Origin of the sequence: Candidatus Pelagibacter sp. Uisw_137 (genome assembly GCF_047720245.1) — a bacterium.
Classification (GTDB): Bacteria; Pseudomonadota; Alphaproteobacteria; order Pelagibacterales; family Pelagibacteraceae; genus Pelagibacter.
In genome coordinates, this window is the sequence record NZ_CP159811.1 from 862,428 (window position 1) to 884,134 (window position 21,707).

The window sequence follows — 21,707 nt, forward strand, 5'->3', positions numbered from 1 at the left end:
AATGTTAAGGCACTGAATTCAAACAAAATTTAAAATTATTTAAATATAAAATGAAACAATTAATCAAAAATATATGGAAAAAAATTTATACATTGATGCTTCGCATCCAAATGAAACAAGAGTTGTACTTAAGTCAGGTGAAAGCATTGAAGACTACGAGTACGAAGGCTTAAAAAACAATTTAATCAAAAATAACATATACCTTGGTAAGGTAAGCCGTGTAGAGCCATCTTTGCAAGCTGCATTTATTGATTTTGGTAGAGATAGACATGGCTTCTTATCTTTTAACGATATTCAGTCCGACTATTATCAAATACCTCAGAGTGATTTAACAAAAATAAAGGAAGAAGAAGAGAGAGCCAGAGAGGAACTTCTAAAAAAAAGTGAACTGGAAGAGCAAAAAAATATTAACGAAGGCAATCTTGATATTAACGATCCAGTTGAGGTAAAACCTGAATCTGAATTAGAGAGTGATGACCAGATAACAGAAGAGAGTGATACTCCAGTTGCAGATGGTGCTCAAGTTGATGAAAACAAAGAACAATCTTCACCTGTATCATTTGGTAAAAGACCTGAAGTAAGATTTAGATCTAAAAGGTATAAAATTCAAGAGGTTATAAAACCTAACCAGGTAATTTTAATACAAGTATTAAAAGATGAAAGAGGGCAAAAAGGTGCAGCACTAAGTACTTTTATTTCTATAGCAGGTAAATATATTGTCCTAATGCCAAATACACCAAAAGGTGGAGGCATATCTCGTAAAATTTTTAACCCAGGAGAAAGAAAAAAAATTAGAACTATCTTAAACGATATAACCATTCCAAAAGAAATGGGACTTATTGTAAGAACTGCAGGGTCAAACAAAACAAAAAATGATATAGATCATGATCTTCAAACTTTGATTAAAACCTGGAATGAAATTAAAGATAATGCATTAAATTCTATAGCTCCATCATTAATCCATCAAGAAAGTGATATTATAAAAAGAACCTTGAGAGATATGTATGATGAAGACACAAACAGTATCATCATAGAAGGCAACGAAGGTTACAAAAAAGCACAAAACTTTATGAAGTTAATGATGCCCTCTCATGTAAAAAAAATAAAAAAATATAGAGAAAAAGTTCCTTTATTTTTCAAAGAAAATATTGAAGAAAAATTAAATCAAATTTATGACTCAGAAATAAAACTAAAATCAGGTGGTTACCTGGTTATAAATCCAACCGAAGCATTAGTTTCAATTGATATAAACTCAGGTAGCTCTATTAAACAAAAAAATGTTGAGGGTACCGCTTTAGACACTAATCTTGAGGCAGCAGAGGAGATATCTCGACAAATAAAAATAAGAGACTTGTCTGGTCTAATTATTATTGATTTTATTGATATGTTAAGTTTTGGAAATAGAAGATTGGTTGAGAGAAAGCTTAAAGAGCAATGCAGAACTGATAGGGCAAGAATTCAAATAGGTAGAATTAGCACATTTGGACTATTAGAGATGTCCAGACAAAGGTTAAGAGAAAGTGCTGTAAAATGGAAAGTTACTCTTACCGATGAGTCTTTTGCCATGAAAATTCTTAAATTAGTTGAAGTTAAAGCTGTTTTAACAAAAGCAAAATTTGTAGAGCTTAAGATTTGTGAAAAAATATCAGACTTTATGAAAGAAAATTTTATTAAAGATTTAAAGTATTTTGAAGAAAAAAACTTAATTAAGATAGATATAATCGCAGATAATACTCTTATTATTCCTGAGTATATAATTGATCTTCAAAACAAAACTAAAAAAACAATAGAAACAGTTCAACATATAGAAAAGTTAAAAAATCTAGAAGAGCAAAAAAAAGAGGTTAAATCTTTTGAAAGTCCAATTAAAAAAAAACCTTATAAAAAAAAACCTTTTTTTAAAAAGAAATTTTTTAAGAAACCAGCAGCTTAAATAATCCCAGATTTTGGAGAAGATGCACTTCCGTATATAGATTTTTCTATACGACCAGCTAAATAAGATTGTCTTCCTGCAATTACTCCATTTTTAAATGCTAAAGCCATTTGAAATGGTTTTTTAGCTTTAGCAATCGCAGTATTAGCCAATACCCCATCACAGCCTAATTCCATAGCAATAGCTGCATCAGACGCTTGTCCTAACCCAGCATCGATTATCAAAGGGAGCTTTGTTTGGCTTCTTATAATTTTTATATTTGTTGTATTTTGAATTCCAAGTCCTGAACCTATTGGTGCAGCTAGAGGCATAATTGCACAAGCTCCAACATTTTCTAATCTTTTAGCCATCAAAGGATCATCATTGCAGTAAACCATTACTCTAAATCCTTCTTTGGTTAAAACTTCTGTAGATTTTAATGTTTCGATCATATCTGGAAATAGATTTTTTTTATCTCCTAGTACCTCAAGTTTTACCAGCTTCCATCCACCAATTTCTCTTGCTAAACGCAAAGTTCTAAGTGCTTCCTCAGAATTAAAACAACCAGCAGTATTTGGCAAATAAGTAATTTTTTTTGGATCAATATAATCCATTAATAGAGGTTTTTTTTTATCAGAAATATTTACCCTTCTCACTGCAACAGTAACTATTTCTGCACCTGATAATTTTATAGCTTTTGCGCATTCAGCCATACTTTTATATTTACCAGTTCCAACTATTAATCTGGAATTAAATTTTTTTTTATCAACTATTAATTTATCGTTAACCAATTTTACCCACCTCCAATAAAATGAACAATTTCTATTTTGTCATTTTTTTTTAGTTTTATTATCTTTAAATTATTTTTATCCATTATTTCTTGGTTTAATTCAATTGCTACTTTTTTAAGAGGAATTTTTAGTTCTTTTAAAAAAGTTGAGAGGCTTAAATTTTCATTTATTGTTGAAAATTTACCATTTATCTTAATTTTTATTTTTTTTATTTTTTTCATAATGTATAAGAATCTGATGAATAATAATATTATAATTATTAATGGTCCTAATCTTAATCTATTAGGTGAAAGAGAACAATCACAATATGGATCAATAACTTTCGATAAATTAAAAGAAAATTGTTTAAGCAAAGCTAATGATTTAAATATTAATTTAGAGTTTTCTCAGTCAAACATAGAAGGTGAAATAGTTACAATCATACAAGAAGCTAAAAAAAAAATTGATGGTATAATTATTAATGCTGCTGGGTTTACCCACACATCAGTTGCTATCAGGGATGCTTTGGATATTTTTAAAAAACCAATTATTGAACTTCACATATCAAATATATATAAAAGAGAAGAATTTAGACATAAATCTTTAATCAGCGATATTGCTACAGGTGGAATTTTTGGTTTAGGTGATAACGGTTATATTTTAGCCATAATTGCAATGCAAAACATGCTACAGAAATGAAAATAGATAAAAATATTATTAAAGAATTAACTGATTATTTAAATGAGTTCAATTTAACTGAAATTGAGTACACAGAAAAAGATACTAAAATCAAAGTATCAAAATCAAACCCAGTTAGCTCAAATCAAGCAGTAAGTGTTACTGCCTCTACACCTGTCCTTAATGCAGCTAAGTCTACCGTTATATCTGGGACTGAGGTTAAGTCTCCTATTATCGGTACAGCTTATCTTGCAGCAGAACCTGGGGCTAAGAAATTTGCAGAAGTTGGTAAAAAAATTAAAAAAGGTGAAACGGTTATGATAGTTGAGGCTATGAAAACTATGAATCATGTTCCTTCAACAGCAGATGGGATTATAAAAGAAATTTGTGTAGAAGATGGCCAACCTGTTGAGTATGGTCAAACTATTATCATTGTTGAATAATGTTTAAAAAAATTCTAATTGCAAACCGTGGGGAAATTGCAGTTCGAGTTATTCGAGCATGTAAAGAATGGGGAATAGCAACTGTTGCTGTTCATTCAGATGTAGATAGAGATAGTATGCACGTTAGACTAGCTGATGAAAGTGTTTGCATTGGTTCACACCAGCCAGCAAACAGTTACTTAAATATTCCAGCCTTGATGTCTGCAATAGAGTTAACAAAAGCTGAAGCTGTTCATCCTGGTTATGGTTTTTTATCTGAGAATGCAACTTTTGCTAAAGTCTTAGAAGAAAATAATATTAAATTCATTGGTGCTTCTTCAAAACTCATAGAAATGATGGGAGATAAAATTCAAGCAAAAAGAATTGCAAAACAGCATGGCCTTCCAGTAATTGAAGGTTCTGAAGGTGGTGTAACTGATATAGAACAAGCAAAAGAGCTATGTAAAAAGATTGGTTTTCCTGTTTTAATTAAAGCTTCTGGAGGTGGAGGTGGAAAAGGAATGAAGATTGTTAACAAAGAAGAAGAATTTGAAACATTATTTTCAACGGCAAAATCTGAAGCACAAAAATACTTTGGAAATGATGAGGTTTATATTGAAAAGTTTTTTCAAAACCCAAGACATATAGAAGTTCAAGTTTTGTCTGGCAAAAATAGAACTGTTCACCTTCATGAAAGAGATTGCTCTGTGCAGAGAAGACATCAAAAATTAATAGAAGAAACTCCTAGTCCAGTCTTAACTGAAGAAATCCGAAAAGATCTTTTTGAAAGAACAGTAAACATGGTTAGTAAAATTGGTTATGAAGGTGCTGGAACAGTAGAGTTTATATATGAAGATGGTAAATTCTATTTTCTTGAAATGAATACTCGTGTTCAAGTAGAGCACCCAGTAACTGAAATGGTAACGGGGATTGATATAATTAAAGAACAAATTTGGATAGCTTACACTGGCGAAACAGCTTTAAATCAAAGCGATATTAACCCTAGAGGACATGCAATAGAATGTAGAATTAATGCCGAAGATGCTAGTAAAAATTTTCAACCATCGCCTGGAACCATAGGTATGTGTCACCAGCCATCAGGTTTTAGAACTAGAGTAGATGGCGCAATTTTCCAAGGTTATAAGGTTACCCCATATTATGATAGCATGATCTGTAAAGTAATAACTCAGGGAAGAAATAGAACTGAAGCAATACAAAGAATGAATTGATCTTTAGATGAATTTGTCATTGAAGGGATAACAACAACAATACCTCTTCATAAAATTCTACTAAACCATAAAAAATTTATTGAGTTAGACTTTAATGTTGGCTGGTTAGATAACGAAAAAGTAATCTAATAACATCTTGTTAACCAAATGTCATATACAGCATGATCAAAAGGGTTTACAGCAGGACTGGATGAAAAAGTCCATCCATTAAAAATAAAAACTTCATTATTATCTTTATTTGTCATATCTTTAACTTGAATATAGGCAGTTATTTCTGGGTTGTCGTCAAATTCTGAGTTTTTACATTTGAGACTTTTTATTAATAAACCTTTAAATTTAAATTCTTTACCTATCTCTAATTTCAAAAGGTCAGTCTTTGAACTTACTTTATCTAAAACCTTAATTTCAACAAATCTTCCTTCATTAGCTATTAAGGGAAGTGACTGGCTTATTAAAAAAAAATAAATTAAAAAAAATAAAAAATTAACTTTTCCAGATTGTATATTTTTTTTTGATTGGATCATTTTTTTTATTTGGGTGATAGGCATTCTCAGTACCTGTTTGATTGGATTGATGTGGTTTTTGCCAATCATACTTATTCAATTCGTGATTGTTTTCAATTCTATTATTAGTAAAGTGCATCCAAGAATACCATTCAGTAGGTATTTTTGAAGCATCAATTTCATCATTATAAATTACCCATCTTTTTCCAGATTTACTTTCGTAATATTTATTGCCACTAGAATCTTTTCCAGCAAGTTTTCCATAAAAAATAGTTTTTAATTTTGTACCTAATGTTTCTTGATTCCACCAAATGAAAATTTTTTTTAAAAGTGTCAACATATTATTTAATTAATTCTTCAATCCTAAATTGTATTATTTAAATTAGACTAAAGTAAAGATTTGTATATAAATTAATTATCTTACGATTTAAAATAAAAAATTAATTAAAGGAAAAATGGCAAAATATTTAGTTGAAACCTATTATACTTGTAGCTTTAAAGTTAATCATTATCTAGATGATATTAATGAAACAGAGTTAGCAAACCTTGAAAAGCGCGATGATGGAAAATTCGAAGTTTTAGATGTTAAGCTTGATACAAGAAAAACAAAAAGCTTAGATCCAAATAATAAAGTAATTGAACCTAAAAAATTAGATATTATTACTGAACAAAGCCAACCAAAAATTGTTTCGAAAGAAAATAATACCACTTTTGTTAAACAAATTAACGAAGGTGTGGGTAAAAGATTTGGTATGCCTGATAGAAGAAAGGGTTATATCCAAAAAGCAACAATTGGTGACCATAAAGTTTACCTCCACACCGGAGAATATGAAGATGGTAAAATTGGTGAAATTTTCATAGACACAAGTAAAGAAGGCGAGCTGGTAAAAGCTTTGATGAATAATTTTGCAATAGCAATATCACTTGGTCTTCAATATGGTGTTCCTTTAGATGAGTTTATTAGCGCTTATGTTGATACTAAATTTGAACCATCTGGAAAAGTTCATGGCAATGACAGAATAATGAGTGCCTCTTCAATACTTGATTATATATTTAGAGAACTCGCTATTTCATATCAAAATAGAGAAGATTTAGCACATACTCCATCTATTGGAGGATCAGATAGATCTTTACCTGAAGAAGAAAATACTGAGGATCAAAATCAATTACTTAAAATTATAAAAGATGTTACTAGTAAAGGCTTTGTTAGAAATAATTACAAAAAGAATCTTGTTGATTTATCTGATGTTAAGATAAGTTTAAAAGGTAAAAAATAATATTATTTTTTCAGCTTTAAAGCTAACCCAAGTTCTTTAAGCTGTTCTTCGTTAACGTCTGATGGAGCGTTCATCATTAAGTCCTGGGCATTTTGATTCATTGGGAACATTGTAACTTCTCTAATATTCTTTTCATTTGCTAATAGCATTACAATTCTATCGATACCGGGCGCTATACCACCATGAGGCGGAGCTCCATAACTTAAAGCATTGATCATTCCACTAAATTTTTCATCAACTTGCTCTTTTTCATATCCAGCAATCGAGAATAACTTATACATCAATTCAGGTACGTGATTTCTAATTGCGCCAGAAGATAGTTCTATCCCATTACAAACAATATCGTATTGGTAGGCTTTAATATTAAGTGGATTATCAAGATCAATATCTTTTATGTCACCTTGAGGCATTGAAAATGGATTGTGACTAAATTCAATTTTATTAGTTACTTCATTTTTTTCAAACATTGGATAATCAACAATCCAACAAAACGCAAAAGTATTATCATCAATTAATTCTAAATCCGTAGCAATTTTATCTCTTGCTAGAGAGGTTATTTTTTCAACTTCATTTATTTTTCCACAGGCAAAAAATATACTATCCCCTATTTCAGCTCCAGTGATTTTCATGATTTCTTCTAAGGCTTCTTTAGAGAAAAATTTTCCTACTGGTCCTTTTGCTGAAAGATTTTCTTCTTTTTCAATTGTAAAATAAGCAAGACCTGATGCACCTTGTTCTTTGGCCCACTTGTCAATATTATCAAAAAAACTTCTAGGTTTATCTTTTGTATTTTTTGTAACTATACATCTTACTTTAGAGCCAGATTGTACAAGCTTTTTAAATATCTCAAACGTAACATCGTCACGGGTAAAAATGTTTGATAAATCAGAAATTATTAATGGGTTTCTTAAATCTGGTTTATCTGATCCATACTTAAGCATAGATTCCTCATAAGGTATTCTTGGAAATTTTTCATACATTAATTTTTTTGAAGAAAAATTCTTAAAAACATTGACTATTAATTTTTCAACAACTTGAAAAATATCTTCTTGTTCAACAAAAGACATTTCTAAATCGAGCTGATAAAATTCACCTGGACTTCTGTCTGCCCTTGCATCTTCATCTCTAAAGCATGGAGCTATTTGAAAATATTTATCAAAACCAGAAACCATTATAAGCTGTTTAAATTGTTGTGGTGCTTGTGGTAGTGCATAAAACTTTCCAGGATTTAGTCTGCTTGGTACTAAAAAATCTCTTGCACCCTCAGGGCTGGAAGATGTTAATATTGGTGTTTGAAACTCCAAGAAACCAAGTTTAGACATCTCACTTCTAATAAAAGAAATAACTTTTGACCTTAAGATAATATTATCATGAATCTTTTTTCTTCTTAAATCTAAGAACCTGTATTTAAGTCTAATTTCTTCAGCATATTCTTGATCACTAAAAACTGGCATTGGTAATTCTTTGCAAGTACCAAGTACTTCAAATGAATCTATATTAATTTCTATCTCTCCAGTTTGGAGATCAGTGTTAATGGTCTCTTTTGTTCTCTCAACAACCTTACCCTTTATTTTAATTACGCTTTCTAATTGAATTTTTTCTAATGATTTAAAATTTTCGTTACTCTTATCTATAATGCACTGAGTCATTCCATAATTGTCTCTTAAATCTATAAACAATAAATTTCCATGATCTCTTTTTTTGTTTATCCAACCTGACAAAACAACATCATTACCACTGTTATCTTTCGTTAACTCAATACATGTATGTGTTCTGTATTTATTCACTTATTCCTCAAGAGCTTCATTAATAATTTTAAAGTCGATTGATTTCTTTTTTTTTAAACTAATCTTGTCAATTTTATATATGAATTCAAATATTTTGCCATACGATCTCTCAATTCTTTTGATAATAAAGTCAATCAGCTTTTTATCTAAAGTAATTTGTCTATCTGATAAATTTTTTAATATCAGTGCAAACATTAACTCATCATCAGGGTTTTGAATATTTGCAAAAAGACAGTTCTTAGTTCTAGATCGAAGATCATCTAGTTGAAAATTGATCTCAGATATTGGTTTCGTTGATGTGATTATCAAAAACTTGTTATCTTGATCTATTATATTAAAAAGAGAATAAATCAGCTTCTCATTTATATTTAAATTTAAATCCTCTAAAACTATGTTTTGGTAAGGTTTAATAGATTTAAGGTTTTCATCATTTAATGAATTAACATCAATCCTAATACCGTTAAACTTTTTCAAAAAAATATTTACTAAATGGGTTTTTCCTGAAAATTTTTCACCATTAATGTTTAAAAAGTTTTTTTCCCATTTTGGCCATTTATTAATCACTTCAAAAGCATAAAAATTACTTTTTCCAACATAAAAATCATCGTCTTTAAAATTTTGTTCATAATCAAAATCTAATAATAATTGATTTAAACTTTTCATTTTATTGTCCAAATATTATTTTCCATTTCTAATTCAAGATTTTTTTCTCTCATGTCATTTAAAAAAATATTAGGTGTACCATTATAAGTAATTTTATACTGAATATTCTCACTATTAAAATTCAAGATATTAAAGTCAGATACTAAATCTAAACTATCAAGTGCCTGTTCCAACTCTACAATTTTTTTAGTTTTTTTGGAATTAATAGATATTGTTATAGGAAGTTTTATTGATGTGTTAATTTCATTATTTTTTTTCCATTGATCTTCATAAAGTTGTTTTAAACTTTTAACAACATTATAAAAGTCATCCACATTTACAATATCTATTTTGGAATAGTTCTTATTTTGAATTTTCAGAGTATTGTTTAAATTAATTTTTGAAAGTGTTCTTATATTATTACCTTCTTTGTATATTATTAAAATTATACTATCTTTAATATCATATTTATTAATTAAATTTGAAAAATCGTAAGTTTCAATGTCTTTGGATGTTCTTTGTAATTCTATCAAGTCTTCAATATCTTCGCTTGGTAATAAATAATCTAATAAATCATAAGAATTTTTTTGGTCATTCCATTTATCGTAAAAAATATTATTATTAAAAAGATAAATATTATTATCTTTAGTTTCTACAACGATAGGAAATAATAATATCTTATTTCTTTTTGGTATCGATGGAAATATATTTTTATTTTCTAAAAATTTAAGAATTTTTTTTTTATTAAATGTTGTTTCTAAATTTGCAAAATATTCATTATTTATAAATTTTTCATCACTAATAGTAAAAGAATCGATCATGCCTTTAAGTTCTTTGATTGAAGCAATTTTAATCTTTTTTCTATCACCAGAGGTTGTAATCATTGAAATCAAATCGGAAAAGGAAGTTTGAAATCCTTTATCAATTACATTATTTTTTTCAAAATTTAGTTCAAATGGAGAAGATATTTCAATGTTAGACACCTTAAATGCATTTGCATTCGAATAAGTTGTGGAAAAAAATACTATTAATAGAGAGAATAAAATAAAATAAATATATACATTCAGTAATTTATAAAATTTATTAATTATTTGCATATATTATACTAATGAAAAAAGAAAAATTTACCTATGAAAAAAGTGGAGTAAACATAAATGCTGCTGATAGTTTTGTTAAATTTATATCGTCAATATCATCAAACAATAAAGGCAAAAAAAAGTTTAATAATATTGGTGGCTTTGGCTCAATAACAAATATCCCAAAAAATCTTAAAAATCCTAAAATTGTGGCTTGTACGGATGGCGTTGGCACAAAAGTAGAGATAGCAAATTTACTTAATAAATATGACACAATTGGCATCGATTTAGTTGCTATGAGCGTAAACGATCTTATTGTTCAAGGAGCAAAACCGCTTTTATTCTTAGATTATATTTCTATTAATAAAATTGATTTAAATAAATTAAAATCAATCCTCAAAGGAATAGTAAGAGGCTGCAAGATTTCAAACTGTGAATTAGTTGGTGGAGAAACGGCAGAAATGCCAGGTACCTATGAAAAAGATAAATTTGATATAGCAGGCTTTGCCGTAGGTTTGGTTGATGAAAAAAAAATCCTTATCAAAAAAAATATTAAAAAAAATGATTTAGTATTAGCTATACCCTCAAGTGGCGTTCACTCAAATGGTTATTCTTTAGTCAGACATGTTCTAAAAAACAAAAAAATTAATTTGAAAAATAATTCATTTTTAAAAAAAGAATTACTAAGACCTACAAAGATTTATGTGCAAGAAGTTTTAAATTTAATTGATAACAATCTTCTAAATGGGTGTGCAAATATCACGGGTGGTGGATTAGTAGATAATATTAAGAGAGTTATTCCAGATAAATTAGTTGCTGATATAGATTTAAATAAAGTTAAAACAAAAAAAATTTTTAGATGGTTAAAACAAAATAACATTGATGACAAAGAAATGTTAAAAACATTCAATTGTGGAGTTGGTTTTTGTTTAATAATTAACCCTAAAAACTTAAATAAAATTACTAAATTTTTTACAAAAGAATTCGAACCCTATGTTATTGGAAAAATAATTACAGGAAAAAATAAAGTTAAACTTAATGGTAAAATTGACTGGTCTTAAAAAGATTAAAACAGCAGTTTTTATATCTGGAACTGGAAGTAATTTAAAAAATTTAATAAAATTTTCTAAAATAAAAAATTCACCTATATCTATAGACTTAATTTTTTCGAATACTTCGAAAGCCAAAGGCTTAAAATTTTCAAATCAATTTAATATCAAAAAATACGTATCAAGCTTTAAAAACTATAAAACAGCTGAAGCAAAAATATTAAATTTATTAAACAAAAAAAATATAAAATTTATTTGTCTTGCTGGTTTTATGAAGATTTTATCTAAAAGTTTTATTAAAAAGTTTAGTGGAAAAATAGTTAATATACATCCTTCTTTACTGCCAAAATACAAGGGGCTTGATACTCATATTAAAGCAATACAAAATAAAGATAAGGTGGCTGGTTGTACTGTTCATTTTGTAACAGCTAAACTCGATTCTGGAAAAATAATTTTACAAAAAGAAGTTAAAATTTCAGAAAAAGATACTTCTACTTCTTTAGCTAAAAAGGTTTTAAGACAAGAGCATAAGCTCTACCCAGCAGCTATAAAAAAAATATTTAATTAATCTTTAAAGAAAAAATCAATCTCAATTTTAGCGTTTTCAACACTATCAGAGCCATGTACAGAATTTTTATCTATAGAAATTCCATATTTTTTTCTTATAGTTCCCTCTGCAGCATCCTCTGGTTTGGTCGCTCCCATTAACTCTCTATTTCCTAAAACTGCATTTTCTTTCTCTAACACCATCACAACTATCGGTCCTGAAGACAAATAAGCACATAAATCATTATAAAAAGGTTTTGTTTCATGAACTTTATAAAACTGCTCTGCTTCAGTTTTTGCTATCTCAATTTTTTTATCTTTAACAATCTTGAAACCTTTATCTATAAACATTTCTTTAATTTTATTATCTAAATTTCTTTCAACCGCGTCTGGTTTAATGATTGATAGTGTTTGTTCTATACTACTCATAATTATCCTCTATTAGTTGGTTTAATAATCTTACTCCATAGCTAGTCGCACCACCTGAATTTAAAGCACCACCATATTTTGAAAATGCCATACCAGCTATATCTAAGTGGGCCCAAGGTGTTTTATTTAAAATAAATCTTTGTAAAAATTGTGCTGCAGTTGTAGATCCTGCACCACCTACATAATTAATGTTTTGCATATCTGCATTTTTTGAATCTATAAGTTTGTCAAAGTTTTTATGCAATGGCATTCTCCACAATTTTTCTTCCACCTTGTCACCCGCTTCTAATAACTGTTTTGATAATTTATCATCGTTTGAAAATAGGCCCGCATATTCAGAGCCCAATGAAACTATAATAGCACCGGTTAAAGTTGCTAAATCAATCATAAACTTAGGTTTAAATTTTTTTTCAGTAAAAGTTAAAGCATCGGCCAAAACCAATCTACCTTCAGCATCTGTATTTAATACTTCTATTGTTTTACCACTGTAAGATTTTACTATGTCGCCAGGTCTTTGAGCATTTCCACTAACCATATTCTCAACAAGCCCTACAACACCAACAGCATTTATTTTTGCTTTTCTTATGGCTAAATTTTTCATTAAACCCACCACAGTAGCTGAGCCTGCCATATCATAAGTCATATCCTCCATAAATTTTGCTGGTTTTAAAGAATAACCACCAGTGTCAAAACAAACTCCTTTTCCAACAAAAGCTAAAGGAGTAGAATTATTTTTTGCTCCATTCCATTCCATTGTTACAAGGTATGATCCTCGAATACTTCCTTGTCCTACACCAAGTAAGGCGTTCATTCCAAGTTTTTTTAATTTTTTTTCATCGTATATATTTATTTTTAATCCAAATTTTTTAAGTGTATTTATTCTTTTTGCATATTCATCTGGGTGTAAGACATTTCCTGGTTCCGAAACAAGGTCTCTTGCAAAAAAACTTCCCTCTTCTAGCGCTTTAAATCTTAAATGATCTTGGGTAGATATTTTACTTTTAATTCCTATAACATTTACAGAAACTATATTTTTATTTTTTTTGGATTTATAAATATTAAATTCATATGATTTTAATTTTAATCCATGTAGAAAATAACATACAAAATTTTTTATTTTATTATTAACTGTATCTGAATTTATAAAATAGTCGTTTTTCTTATCATAGTTAATGTAACTATGAAATTTAGCACCCAAATTTTCTATATCTAATATTTTTACATCTTTTTTGATAGATACTAAAAATACCGTTTTTTTTGAATTAACTTCAAAAAAAAGTAAGTCTTTTTTTAAATCACTTTTTTTTAGTAAGTCAGCTATGTACGAAAATTCAAAATTTGAAATATATTTCTTAATACCTCTAATATTGAAATTTTCATCAACAAATAATACAAGATTAGTTAAATCCTTTTTTAAATCAGTATTTTTATAATTAATTTGAATTGTCATAAATTTAAATACACTCTCCACGAGTTGAATGCTATATATGAATAAATTTATTATATTACAATGAAAAAATTAATATTTACTCATTTTTTAAAAGATACCCTCATTTTTTTTTTATTAATGTCTTTGTCTCTAGGTTTAATTGTATGGGTGATTCAAGCAGTTAACTATCTAGACTTTATTACGGAAGATGGACATGGTTTTAGAGTATACCTTTCATATACTCTATTTAATTTTCCTAAAATTATTAATAGAATTTTACCTTTTGTTTTCTTTGTTTCCTTATTTTATCAAATCAATAGATATGAATTAAGAAATGAATTAATTATCTTCTGGTCCGCAGGGATAAGTAGATTTCAATTTACTAAAATAATTATGGGTTTTTCATTATTTTTTTTAATCTTTCAAGTAGTCATTGGATCGTACCTTTCACCAAGTAGCCTGGATAAAGCTCGTAATTTTATAAGAAATTCTAATATTGATTTTTTTCCTTCACTTTTTCAAGAGGGTAAATTCATAGATGTAGTAAAGAATTTAACTATATTTATTGAGTCCGAAAAACCAAAAGGAGTATATAATAATATTTTTCTCAAAGAAGATGGCCCTAAGTCTAGAGTTATTTATGCGAATAAAGGTTTTATAAAAGATTTAGGATATCTAAAATATTTAGAACTATCTAATGGAAGCGTAATTAATGTAGGAGATGCTAAAAATAATAATTTTTCATTTGATAGTATAGATTTTAATTTAACTCAGTTCGGAAGCAAAAGTACTTCTTTTCCCAAAATTCAGGAATTAAGTAGCAAACTTTTGATAAGGTGTTTAAATTACTACACACAAGATAAACTAAATCAATTCAAAAGTGAAATTTTAACTTGTAGTAAAGATGTCATCACAAATATTAAACAAGAAGTTTTTAAAAGGTTTTATAAACCTATTTACTTGCTTCTACTATCTTCAATAGCATGTCTTATTCTCTTTATATCAAAAGAAAATAAAAGATTTACACTTTATAAATATGTTATATTTTTTATAGGTATTGTGGCTATAGTTATCTCTGAAATTTCTTTAAGATATTCATCTTATAATACCTTTGGACAATACTTTTTTATAACTTTTCCTGTTTTTTCAATTCTTAGCTTTAACCTTTTTGCATATACTAGATCAAAAAAAAATTACTGATGATTAAGACTTTTGAACTTTACTTAATATTACTTTTTTCAAAAAAAATTTTGAATGTTTTTTTAATTTTCTTTGCATTGGTCTTTATTCTTAATTTATTTGAAGAAATTAATTTTTTTAAAGATCTTCAAGCAAATACATATTTCCCAATAATATTAAGTGGCTTAAATACGCCTGCTACTCTTTTTGAAATCTTTCCTTTTATTTTTCTAATTGGAACTCAATTTTTCTTTCTTGATATAATTGATAAAAATGAGCTTGAAATCTTAAAAATTAATGGGTTGAGTAATCTCAGAATTTTAAAAATATTATTTTTTACATCACTTATATTTGGTTTAATTTTAATAACTATATTTTATGCAATATCATCTAAATTACAGTTTATTTACTTTGATACAAAAAACTCATATTCAAATGATGATAAATATTTGGCTGTTATTAAAGATAGTGGTCTTTGGATTAAAGATGAAATTGACAATAAAAAATATATTATTAATGCAGATAAAATATTAAATAATTTATTAATTAATGTTTCAATTCATGAGTTTGATAATAATTATCAGTTAATTAGTTTAATTACTTCTAAAAAAATTGATATTTCAAGTTATGAATGGATTTTAACTAAGCCATTACTCTTTAAGGACAATAAAACTACCCAACTAGAGGAAGAATATTTAATCAAAACACACTTTGATATTAAAAAAATAAATAGTTTATTTGATAACCTGTCCTCTTTAAGTTTTTTTAAATTACTAGAATTGAGAGATGACTACAAATCCTTAGGAAATTCTACCAGGGAAGTTGATATTCATTTGCATAAACTTTATTCTCTTCCATTATATATCTCGATTATGACAATTTTTTCTTCAATAATAATGTTTAATAATAAAAGAAATGCCTCTATTATTTTTCATTTATTGTTAGGAATATTGCTTTCAGTAATTATTTATTATTTATCCTATTTGTCTTATTTAATGGGAGAAAATGGTAAAATGCCAATTATATTATCAACATATCTTCCATTTGTGATATTGATACTCATCGCGTTAATAGGATTAATCAAGTTAAATGAAAAATAACTCAAAATTTTTAATATATTTATTTTTTTTTGTAACTTTAATTATTTATAATAAAGTTTACGCAAACGAAATTATATTTAACACTTCAGATTTAGATATTACAAATAATGGTAATACTGTAAATGCTGGAGCAGGTTCAGCATACTCTAAATCTTCTAATATAAAAATTGACGGTCAAAGTTTTAAATTTGATAGAACCACATCAATTTTAATTGCTAATAAAGCAAAAGTTATTTTATCTGAAAAAAATATTGAAATTAATGCAGATAAATTAATTTATGATCAAGAAATTTCATTAATTAAAGCAATAGGAAATGTCGAAATTAATGACCTAACAAACGCTACTACATTCAGTTCTGAAGAGGCTGTTTATAACAAAATAAAAAAGGAAATTTCTTCAAACATTAGATCTTCTATTTATGATAAAGTTGGAAATAATGTTATTACTGAAAAATTTACTTATAGTTTAAAAGATAGTTTATTAAAAATCTCTAAAGCAAATATTTTAGACGTTCAAAACAATAAATATTATATTGAAAAAGCATATATAAATTTATTGACTAATAAATTAATTGGAAAGGACATATCTTTAGATTTTAACAATTTGACTGAAAACAACGATCCAAGAATAAAAGGTAAAACTGTTAAAAGTGACAACCATAAAACTATTATAGAAAAAGGTGTTTTTACAACTTGTAAAAAAAACAATGATTGTCCACCTTGGGAATTTTTAGCATCAAAAATTACACATGATAAAAAAAAAAGACAATAAATTATCAAAATGCATGGTTAAAAATTTATGATAAACCAGTTTTTTATTTTCCAAAATTTTTTCATCCTGACCCAACTGTAAAAAGGCAATCTGGATTTTTGATGCCTTCTTTTACAGGGTCTAATTCTAATGGCTCAGCATTTATACTGCCATATTTTCATGTGCTTTCTAACAATAGAGATTTAACATTTAGTCCACGGCTTTATCCAGATAATAAAATACTTGCACAATCTGAATATAGAGAAGTGAATTCAAAATCAAAACATACAATAGATTTTAGCTTATTAAATGAGAAAAGTCGTTCGTCCAAAATTCATTTTTTTTCAAATAGTCAAAAAGAATTAAACTTAAACTATTTTGATAATTCAAATTTACTTCTTGATTTGCAATATTCATCTGATGCAACTTATATGAAGAATTATAAATTAGAATCCCCTCTTATAAATAATGACACTGAAACATTAACTTCTGCGTTTGCTTTCAACGCTTCAAAAGAAGATTTAAGTATAGAAGCAGATTTTATAGTGTATGAAAAATTAAGTGACGTATCAGATGGAGATAAATACGAATATATTTACCCAAGCTATAATATTAGAAAAAAATTATACACTGACTTGCTAAAGTCTGGAAACTTTGATTTAAACTCAAGTGGTTATATTAAAAACTATAATACAAATGTTTTTGAAAAAGTTTTGATTAATGATTTTTTATATAGCTCTTACCCAAAATTTACCAATAATGGCCTAAAAAATAGTTATAATATTTTATTTAAGAATATAAATACTGACAGTGAAAATTCAAAAAAGTATAAAGAAAGTTTAGATACAAAAGTTGCTACTTTAGTTGAATACAATTCTTCCTATCCATTAGAAAAAAAAACAGATAGTTATACAAATACCCTTAAACCAATTATTTCAGCAAGATATAGCCCTAATAAATCGAAGAATGCAAGAGATGATGATAAAAGAATTAACACAAATAATGTGTTCAGTCTAAACAGACTTGCCTTGAACGACTCTGTTGAGGGTGGTGGTTCGCTTAGCTTTGGAACAGAATTTTATAAAACTGATTTTTCCAACAGAGACATTTTTAATGCAAAAATTGCAAATGTTTTTAAATACGAAGAAGATAAAAATTTACCAGATAGCAGCTCACTTGATAAGAAAACCTCTGATGTAATGGGATACTTAAGTTTCAATCCTAGCAACTTTTTTAATATTAATTATGAATTTTCTCAAGATGAAAACCTAAAAGATACAAACTTTCAGTTGTTAAAAAATGAATTTAAAATTAATAATTTTGTAACAACCTTTGAATATCTCAATCAAAATAATAATGTAAATAAAGAAAGTTATCTTTCAAATAAAACAGTATATAATTTTAAAAAATCAAATAGTTTTTCTTTTGAAACAAGAGAAAATAAAGAAACTAATGCAACTGAATTTTATAATTTAATGTACCAATATAGAAATGATTGTCTGATTGCTGCAATTCAGTATAATAAAGATTATTATACTGATAGGGATTTAAAGCCAAATGAAAGTATTTATTTAAATTTAACTATAATTCCATTTGGTCAAACAAAATCTCCCAATCTAAGAAAATAAATGAATAAAATAAAATTTATTTGCACTTTAATTATTCTACTAACATTAAGTGTAAAATCATACTCTAATGAAAATATTCACATTGTATACAAAGTTAATAATCAAATTATAACAAATGCTGATATAGAGAAAGAATATCAGTATCTAATTTCACTTAATAATCAGATTAAAAACTTAGATAAAGTTAAGGTATTAGAAATATCGAAAGAGTCTGCATTAAAAGAAAAGATAAAAAAAATAGAATTAGCAAAATACTTTGATCTAGAAACATTGGATTTGAATATTGATATTTATTTACAGAATTTTTATAAAAATTTAAATATAAATAGTGACACTGAATTTAAGCAGTATTTAAAAGGAAACAATATGTCATTAGATTACGTTAAAACAAAAATTCAAATCGAAATTTTATGGAATCAATTAATATACGATAGATACATTGCTCAAATTAACATAGATAGAGATGAATTAAAAAAAAAATTAGATGAAGCAAGCAATGGATTAAATCAGAAAATATACTCTCTATCAGAAATTTTATTTGATAAAGAAAATAATTCAAGTTTTGAAAAAAAATTAGAAAATATAGGTCAAAGTATAAGTGAAATAGGATTTAATAATACTGCAAATATATACAGTATTTCAGATAGCTCAAAATTTGGTGGAAAAATTGGATGGGTGGATGAGAAAAAATTATCAAAAAAAATTATACAAGAGCTGCAATCATTGGAGGCTGGACAATACACAAAACCTATTCAAACTGGTTCTTCATTTTTAATATTAAAGATAGAAGAAATTAAGTATGAAAAAGCTATGTTTAATGAAGATGAAGAATTAAACAAAATGATTCAATTTGAGACTAGTAAACAATTAGATCAATTTTCAAAAATATTTTATAATAAAGTAAAGATTAATAGCCTAATAGATGAACTATAAACCTATACTAATTGTAGCAGGTGAACCTAATAGTATCTTTTTAGAGATTTTTTTTAAAAGTATTCAAGCTAATCATTATAAAAGCCCCTTAATAATTATTGCCTCAAAAGAATTACTTGAGCAACAGATGAAAAAATTAGGTTTTTTTTTTGAAATTAATACGATTGATCAAAATTTTATAAAATTTAATTTATTAGATAACAAAAAAATTAACTTAATTAATGTAAAATATGAATTTAAGAGCTGTTTTGAAAAAATTTCTAGTAAATCTAATGATTACATAAAAAAATCTTTTGAAGTTGCTTTAAAAATTATTAAACAAAATAAATTATCAAAATTAATCAACGGACCAATTTCAAAAAAATCTTTTTTAAAAGGAAAAACTTTAGGGATTACTGAATATTTAGCAAAAAAAACAAAAAAAAATAATAAAGTTGTAATGCTTATATTTAATAATAAATTAGCTGTTAGTCCAATTACCACACATTTAGCTCTGAAGGATGTTCACAAACAAATTTCAAAACCAAAAATATATCTACATGTTAAGCTTATTACTGAATTTTATAAAAAAAAATTTAATAAAAAACCTAAGATTGCCATAACAGGTTTAAATCCACACTGTGAAAGTAATTTTAAAAACTGTGAAGAGGAAGCAATAATTATACCTGCGATTAAAAAGCTTAAACTAAAAAAATTCAATGTTGATGGTCCTTACCCAGCAGATACTATATTTATAAAAGAGTATTTAAGAAATTTCGATGTAATTATTGGCATGTATCATGATCAGGTGCTTTCTCCTATGAAGGCTTTATTTAACTTTGATGCAATTAATATTACTTTGGGCTTACCGTTTACTCGTATTTCACCTGACCACGGTCCCAACTCTTCCATGTTGGGTAAAAATTTATCTGATCCAAAAAGCTTAATACAAGCCTTAAAGTTTTTGGATAAATAAGTGCATATAAAAGCAAAAAAAAGCCTTGGCCAAAACTTTTTGATAGATAGAGAGGTACTTGAAAAAATTGTATGTGTAACTGATATAGCCAACAAAGAAGTCTTAGAAATAGGACCAGGGAGTGGGAATCTAACCACATATATTTTAAAACAAAGACCAAAAAAACTCTTTGTTGTGGAAAAAGATGATGATTTAGCCATATTATTAAAAGAAAAGTTTGATACAAAAATAGAAATTATTAATGACGATATTTTAAAAGTATCTGAAGATAAAATCTCAGATCAAAAATTATCTGTTTTTGGTAATTTACCATATAATATATCTACTGAAATCTTATCCAAGTGGATACTTAATGTTGGTTCAAATTTTTGGTTTGAAAGTCTAATATTGATGTTCCAAAAAGAAGTTGCTGATAGAATTATATCTGAATTTAATAGCTCAAAGTATGGCAGACTATCAATTTTATCCAGTTGGAAACTTAATGTAAAAAAAATAATAGATATTAAACCACAAAGTTTTTCACCAAGACCAAAAATAGATAGTTCTTTACTTTTATTCACTCCAAAAGAAAATTTTTTTGAATTAAAAGATCCTAAAAATCTCGAAAAGATTACTAGAATATTTTTCAGTCAAAGAAGGAAGATGTTAAAAAAACCCTTCAATCAAGTTTTTGCTAATGGAAAACAGGTTGCAGAGAAATTTGGTATCGATCTTAATCTTAGACCTCAAAATCTTGAACCTGAAATATACTTCAAACTTGTAAAAGAATATGAGGATTTAAGAGGTTAGTTTTTCAACATGTTTTCTGATGAAACCTTTATCATAGTCTTTTGAACCATTATTAATTTCAGCATCAATTAAACTACTAATTTTAGAATAACATTCATCTAGATTATCGTTAATAATTACGTAGTCGTAGTTAATCCAATGTAATACATCTCTACTAAATTCTTTCATGCGTTCTTCCACTATCAGTTTATCTTTCATTTCTCTGTTTGATAGTCTTTCGAATAGTATTTCTTTGCTAGGTGGTAGAATAAAAAAAGTAATTAATTTATAATTTAATTTTTTATTCTTGATTTGATCAGCTCCTTGCCAATCAATGTCAAATATTACATTTTCACTTTTTTCTAATTTTTCAATAACTGGTGTTCTAGTTGTTCCATAAAGGTGGTTAAATACTTTTGCATATTCTAAGAATTCTTCATTCTTTATTAAACTTTCAAATTTATCATGATCAACAAAGTAGTAATCTTTGTCTGCAATTTCGTTAAGTCTAGGTTTTCTTGTGGTATGAGAAATTGAAATATGAAAATTTTTGTTTTTAGAAAGAAGTTTTACTAATGTTGTTTTACCTGCCCCAGATGGGGATGATAAAATTACCATTATCCCATCTTTTTTTTTGGACATTT

At 26.9% G+C, this 21,707-nt stretch carries 23 protein-coding genes and 1 pseudogene; 14 read left to right on the forward strand and 10 right to left on the reverse strand.

Annotation, left to right across the window (positions count from 1 at the left end):
• Nucleotides 1-73: 73 nt before the first annotated feature.
• On the forward strand, nt 74-1,933 hold the full coding sequence (locus ABXT61_RS04700) for an Rne/Rng family ribonuclease (protein WP_415314618.1): 1,860 nt from the start codon (nt 74-76) through the stop codon (nt 1,931-1,933).
• Here ABXT61_RS04700 and ABXT61_RS04705 read toward each other — a convergent pair.
• Complete coding sequence (locus ABXT61_RS04705; RefSeq protein ID WP_415314619.1) at nt 1,930-2,703, reverse strand: thiazole synthase; 774 nt, start codon at nt 2,701-2,703, stop codon at nt 1,930-1,932. The genes ABXT61_RS04700 and ABXT61_RS04705 overlap by 4 nt on opposite strands.
• Before the next feature lie 2 nt (nt 2,704-2,705).
• Entirely contained in the window at nt 2,706-2,924 is a 219-nt protein-coding gene (thiS, locus tag ABXT61_RS04710; RefSeq protein ID WP_415314621.1) for a sulfur carrier protein ThiS, read from the reverse strand.
• Nucleotides 2,925-2,940: 16 nt separating this feature from the next.
• Here thiS and aroQ point away from each other — a divergent pair, with 16 nt between their 5' ends.
• From aroQ to accC, 3 genes and pseudogenes are all read left to right on the forward strand, one after another.
• Nucleotides 2,941-3,381, forward strand: a complete 441-nt coding sequence (gene aroQ / locus ABXT61_RS04715) for a type II 3-dehydroquinate dehydratase (protein ID WP_415314622.1) — start codon at nt 2,941-2,943, stop codon at nt 3,379-3,381.
• Nucleotides 3,378-3,803, forward strand: a complete 426-nt coding sequence (locus tag ABXT61_RS04720) for an acetyl-CoA carboxylase biotin carboxyl carrier protein (RefSeq protein ID WP_415314623.1) — start codon at nt 3,378-3,380, stop codon at nt 3,801-3,803. The genes aroQ and ABXT61_RS04720 overlap by 4 nt, the downstream gene beginning before the upstream one ends.
• A pseudogene (gene accC, locus ABXT61_RS04725) lies at nt 3,803-5,140 on the forward strand (acetyl-CoA carboxylase biotin carboxylase subunit). Before ABXT61_RS04720 ends, accC begins: the two are co-directional and overlap by 1 nt.
• Here the strand turns inward: accC and ABXT61_RS04730 are convergent.
• On the reverse strand, nt 5,137-5,535 hold the full coding sequence (locus ABXT61_RS04730; RefSeq protein ID WP_415314624.1) for a DUF2155 domain-containing protein: 399 nt from the start codon (nt 5,533-5,535) through the stop codon (nt 5,137-5,139). The pseudogene accC and the gene ABXT61_RS04730 overlap by 4 nt on opposite strands.
• Nucleotides 5,495-5,854 carry an NADH-ubiquinone oxidoreductase subunit NDUFA12 family protein gene (locus ABXT61_RS04735; protein WP_415314625.1) on the reverse strand — a complete coding sequence of 120 codons (360 nt, stop codon included), beginning with the start codon at nt 5,852-5,854 and terminating at the stop codon, nt 5,495-5,497. Before ABXT61_RS04735 ends, ABXT61_RS04730 begins: the two co-directional genes overlap by 41 nt.
• Before the next feature lie 115 nt (nt 5,855-5,969).
• On the opposite strand from ABXT61_RS04735, the gene ABXT61_RS04740 reads away from it, so the two are divergent.
• Nucleotides 5,970-6,791 carry a ribonucleotide reductase gene (locus tag ABXT61_RS04740; protein WP_415314627.1) on the forward strand — a complete coding sequence of 274 codons (822 nt, stop codon included), beginning with the start codon at nt 5,970-5,972 and terminating at the stop codon, nt 6,789-6,791.
• Nucleotides 6,792-6,793: 2 nt separating this feature from the next.
• Here ABXT61_RS04740 and aspS read toward each other — a convergent pair whose 3' ends face one another.
• Genes aspS through ABXT61_RS04755 form a run of 3 tightly spaced genes read right to left on the reverse strand, consistent with a single transcriptional unit; the run spans nt 6,794 to nt 10,203 of the window.
• Nucleotides 6,794-8,578, reverse strand: coding sequence for an aspartate--tRNA ligase (gene aspS, locus ABXT61_RS04745; RefSeq protein ID WP_415314629.1), 1,785 nt, complete (start codon nt 8,576-8,578; stop codon nt 6,794-6,796).
• Nucleotides 8,579-9,241, reverse strand: coding sequence for a DnaA ATPase domain-containing protein (locus tag ABXT61_RS04750; RefSeq protein ID WP_415314630.1), 663 nt, complete (start codon nt 9,239-9,241; stop codon nt 8,579-8,581). It abuts the gene before it with no gap.
• Nucleotides 9,238-10,203, reverse strand: coding sequence for a hypothetical protein (locus ABXT61_RS04755; RefSeq protein ID WP_415314631.1), 966 nt, complete (start codon nt 10,201-10,203; stop codon nt 9,238-9,240). Before ABXT61_RS04755 ends, ABXT61_RS04750 begins: the two co-directional genes overlap by 4 nt.
• A gap of 125 nt (nt 10,204-10,328) precedes the next feature.
• Here ABXT61_RS04755 and purM point away from each other — a divergent pair, with 125 nt between their 5' ends.
• Nucleotides 10,329-11,357, forward strand: a complete 1,029-nt coding sequence (gene purM / locus ABXT61_RS04760) for a phosphoribosylformylglycinamidine cyclo-ligase (RefSeq protein WP_415314633.1) — start codon at nt 10,329-10,331, stop codon at nt 11,355-11,357.
• Nucleotides 11,335-11,913 carry a phosphoribosylglycinamide formyltransferase gene (gene purN / locus ABXT61_RS04765; protein WP_415314634.1) on the forward strand — a complete coding sequence of 193 codons (579 nt, stop codon included), beginning with the start codon at nt 11,335-11,337 and terminating at the stop codon, nt 11,911-11,913. Before purM ends, purN begins: the two co-directional genes overlap by 23 nt.
• On the opposite strand, the gene ndk is transcribed toward purN, so the two are convergent.
• Both ndk and ABXT61_RS04775 read right to left on the reverse strand, forming a co-directional pair.
• Nucleotides 11,910-12,320: a nucleoside-diphosphate kinase gene (gene ndk, locus ABXT61_RS04770; RefSeq protein ID WP_415314635.1), complete on the reverse strand. Its 411-nt coding sequence runs from the start codon at nt 12,318-12,320 to the stop codon at nt 11,910-11,912. The genes purN and ndk overlap by 4 nt on opposite strands.
• Complete coding sequence (locus ABXT61_RS04775) at nt 12,313-13,770, reverse strand: leucyl aminopeptidase (protein WP_415314636.1); 1,458 nt, start codon at nt 13,768-13,770, stop codon at nt 12,313-12,315. Before ABXT61_RS04775 ends, ndk begins: the two co-directional genes overlap by 8 nt.
• Before the next feature lie 60 nt (nt 13,771-13,830).
• Here ABXT61_RS04775 and ABXT61_RS04780 point away from each other — a divergent pair, with 60 nt between their 5' ends.
• The 7 genes from ABXT61_RS04780 (at nt 13,831) to rsmA (ending at nt 21,084) form a co-directional block, all read left to right on the forward strand.
• Nucleotides 13,831-14,949 (forward strand): LptF/LptG family permease, encoded by a 1,119-nt coding sequence (locus tag ABXT61_RS04780; protein ID WP_415314637.1) that lies wholly within the window; start codon nt 13,831-13,833, stop codon nt 14,947-14,949.
• Nucleotides 14,949-16,028, forward strand: coding sequence for an LptF/LptG family permease (locus tag ABXT61_RS04785; protein ID WP_415314638.1), 1,080 nt, complete (start codon nt 14,949-14,951; stop codon nt 16,026-16,028). The genes ABXT61_RS04780 and ABXT61_RS04785 overlap by 1 nt, the downstream gene beginning before the upstream one ends.
• Nucleotides 16,018-16,800 carry a hypothetical protein gene (locus tag ABXT61_RS04790; protein WP_415314639.1) on the forward strand — a complete coding sequence of 261 codons (783 nt, stop codon included), beginning with the start codon at nt 16,018-16,020 and terminating at the stop codon, nt 16,798-16,800. Before ABXT61_RS04785 ends, ABXT61_RS04790 begins: the two co-directional genes overlap by 11 nt.
• Before the next feature lie 101 nt (nt 16,801-16,901).
• On the forward strand, nt 16,902-18,407 hold the full coding sequence (locus ABXT61_RS04795; RefSeq protein WP_415314640.1) for a hypothetical protein: 1,506 nt from the start codon (nt 16,902-16,904) through the stop codon (nt 18,405-18,407).
• Nucleotides 18,408-19,340 carry a peptidylprolyl isomerase gene (locus tag ABXT61_RS04800; protein WP_415314641.1) on the forward strand — a complete coding sequence of 311 codons (933 nt, stop codon included), beginning with the start codon at nt 18,408-18,410 and terminating at the stop codon, nt 19,338-19,340.
• Nucleotides 19,330-20,295: a 4-hydroxythreonine-4-phosphate dehydrogenase PdxA gene (locus ABXT61_RS04805; RefSeq protein ID WP_415314643.1), complete on the forward strand. Its 966-nt coding sequence runs from the start codon at nt 19,330-19,332 to the stop codon at nt 20,293-20,295. Before ABXT61_RS04800 ends, ABXT61_RS04805 begins: the two co-directional genes overlap by 11 nt.
• The gene (rsmA, locus tag ABXT61_RS04810) at nt 20,296-21,084 is read left to right on the forward strand and encodes a 16S rRNA (adenine(1518)-N(6)/adenine(1519)-N(6))-dimethyltransferase RsmA (RefSeq protein ID WP_415314644.1); all 789 of its coding nucleotides are present in this window, start codon (nt 20,296-20,298) and stop codon (nt 21,082-21,084) included.
• Here rsmA and gmk read toward each other — a convergent pair.
• Nucleotides 21,073-21,705 (reverse strand): guanylate kinase, encoded by a 633-nt coding sequence (gmk, locus tag ABXT61_RS04815; protein WP_415314645.1) that lies wholly within the window; start codon nt 21,703-21,705, stop codon nt 21,073-21,075. The two genes, rsmA and gmk, sit on opposite strands and share 12 nt — an antisense overlap.
• Between the last annotated feature and the right edge of the window lie 2 nt (nt 21,706-21,707).

Excerpts from the sequence above, each read along its gene's own strand:
- ABXT61_RS04730 (WP_415314624.1), bottom strand. The coding sequence starts at position 5,535 with ATGATCCAATCAAAAAAAAATATACAATCTGGAAAAGTTAATTTTTTA.
- aroQ (WP_415314622.1), top strand. The coding sequence starts at position 2,941 with ATGAATAATAATATTATAATTATTAATGGTCCTAATCTTAATCTATTA.
- gmk (WP_415314645.1), bottom strand. The coding sequence starts at position 21,705 with ATGTCCAAAAAAAAAGATGGGATAATGGTAATTTTATCATCCCCATCT.
- purM (WP_415314633.1), top strand. The coding sequence starts at position 10,329 with ATGAAAAAAGAAAAATTTACCTATGAAAAAAGTGGAGTAAACATAAAT.
- ABXT61_RS04805 (WP_415314643.1), top strand. The coding sequence starts at position 19,330 with ATGAACTATAAACCTATACTAATTGTAGCAGGTGAACCTAATAGTATC.
- ABXT61_RS04795 (WP_415314640.1), top strand. The coding sequence starts at position 16,902 with ATGCCTTCTTTTACAGGGTCTAATTCTAATGGCTCAGCATTTATACTG.
- ndk (WP_415314635.1), bottom strand. The coding sequence starts at position 12,320 with ATGAGTAGTATAGAACAAACACTATCAATCATTAAACCAGACGCGGTT.
- purN (WP_415314634.1), top strand. The coding sequence starts at position 11,335 with ATGGTAAAATTGACTGGTCTTAAAAAGATTAAAACAGCAGTTTTTATA.
- ABXT61_RS04720 (WP_415314623.1), top strand. The coding sequence starts at position 3,378 with ATGAAAATAGATAAAAATATTATTAAAGAATTAACTGATTATTTAAAT.
- ABXT61_RS04775 (WP_415314636.1), bottom strand. The coding sequence starts at position 13,770 with ATGACAATTCAAATTAATTATAAAAATACTGATTTAAAAAAGGATTTA.
- ABXT61_RS04785 (WP_415314638.1), top strand. The coding sequence starts at position 14,949 with ATGATTAAGACTTTTGAACTTTACTTAATATTACTTTTTTCAAAAAAA.
- ABXT61_RS04800 (WP_415314641.1), top strand. The coding sequence starts at position 18,408 with ATGAATAAAATAAAATTTATTTGCACTTTAATTATTCTACTAACATTA.
- ABXT61_RS04700 (WP_415314618.1), top strand. The coding sequence starts at position 74 with ATGGAAAAAAATTTATACATTGATGCTTCGCATCCAAATGAAACAAGA.
- ABXT61_RS04740 (WP_415314627.1), top strand. The coding sequence starts at position 5,970 with ATGGCAAAATATTTAGTTGAAACCTATTATACTTGTAGCTTTAAAGTT.
- ABXT61_RS04780 (WP_415314637.1), top strand. The coding sequence starts at position 13,831 with ATGAAAAAATTAATATTTACTCATTTTTTAAAAGATACCCTCATTTTT.
- ABXT61_RS04750 (WP_415314630.1), bottom strand. The coding sequence starts at position 9,241 with ATGAAAAGTTTAAATCAATTATTATTAGATTTTGATTATGAACAAAAT.
- thiS (WP_415314621.1), bottom strand. The coding sequence starts at position 2,924 with ATGAAAAAAATAAAAAAAATAAAAATTAAGATAAATGGTAAATTTTCA.
- ABXT61_RS04735 (WP_415314625.1), bottom strand. The coding sequence starts at position 5,854 with ATGTTGACACTTTTAAAAAAAATTTTCATTTGGTGGAATCAAGAAACA.
- ABXT61_RS04790 (WP_415314639.1), top strand. The coding sequence starts at position 16,018 with ATGAAAAATAACTCAAAATTTTTAATATATTTATTTTTTTTTGTAACT.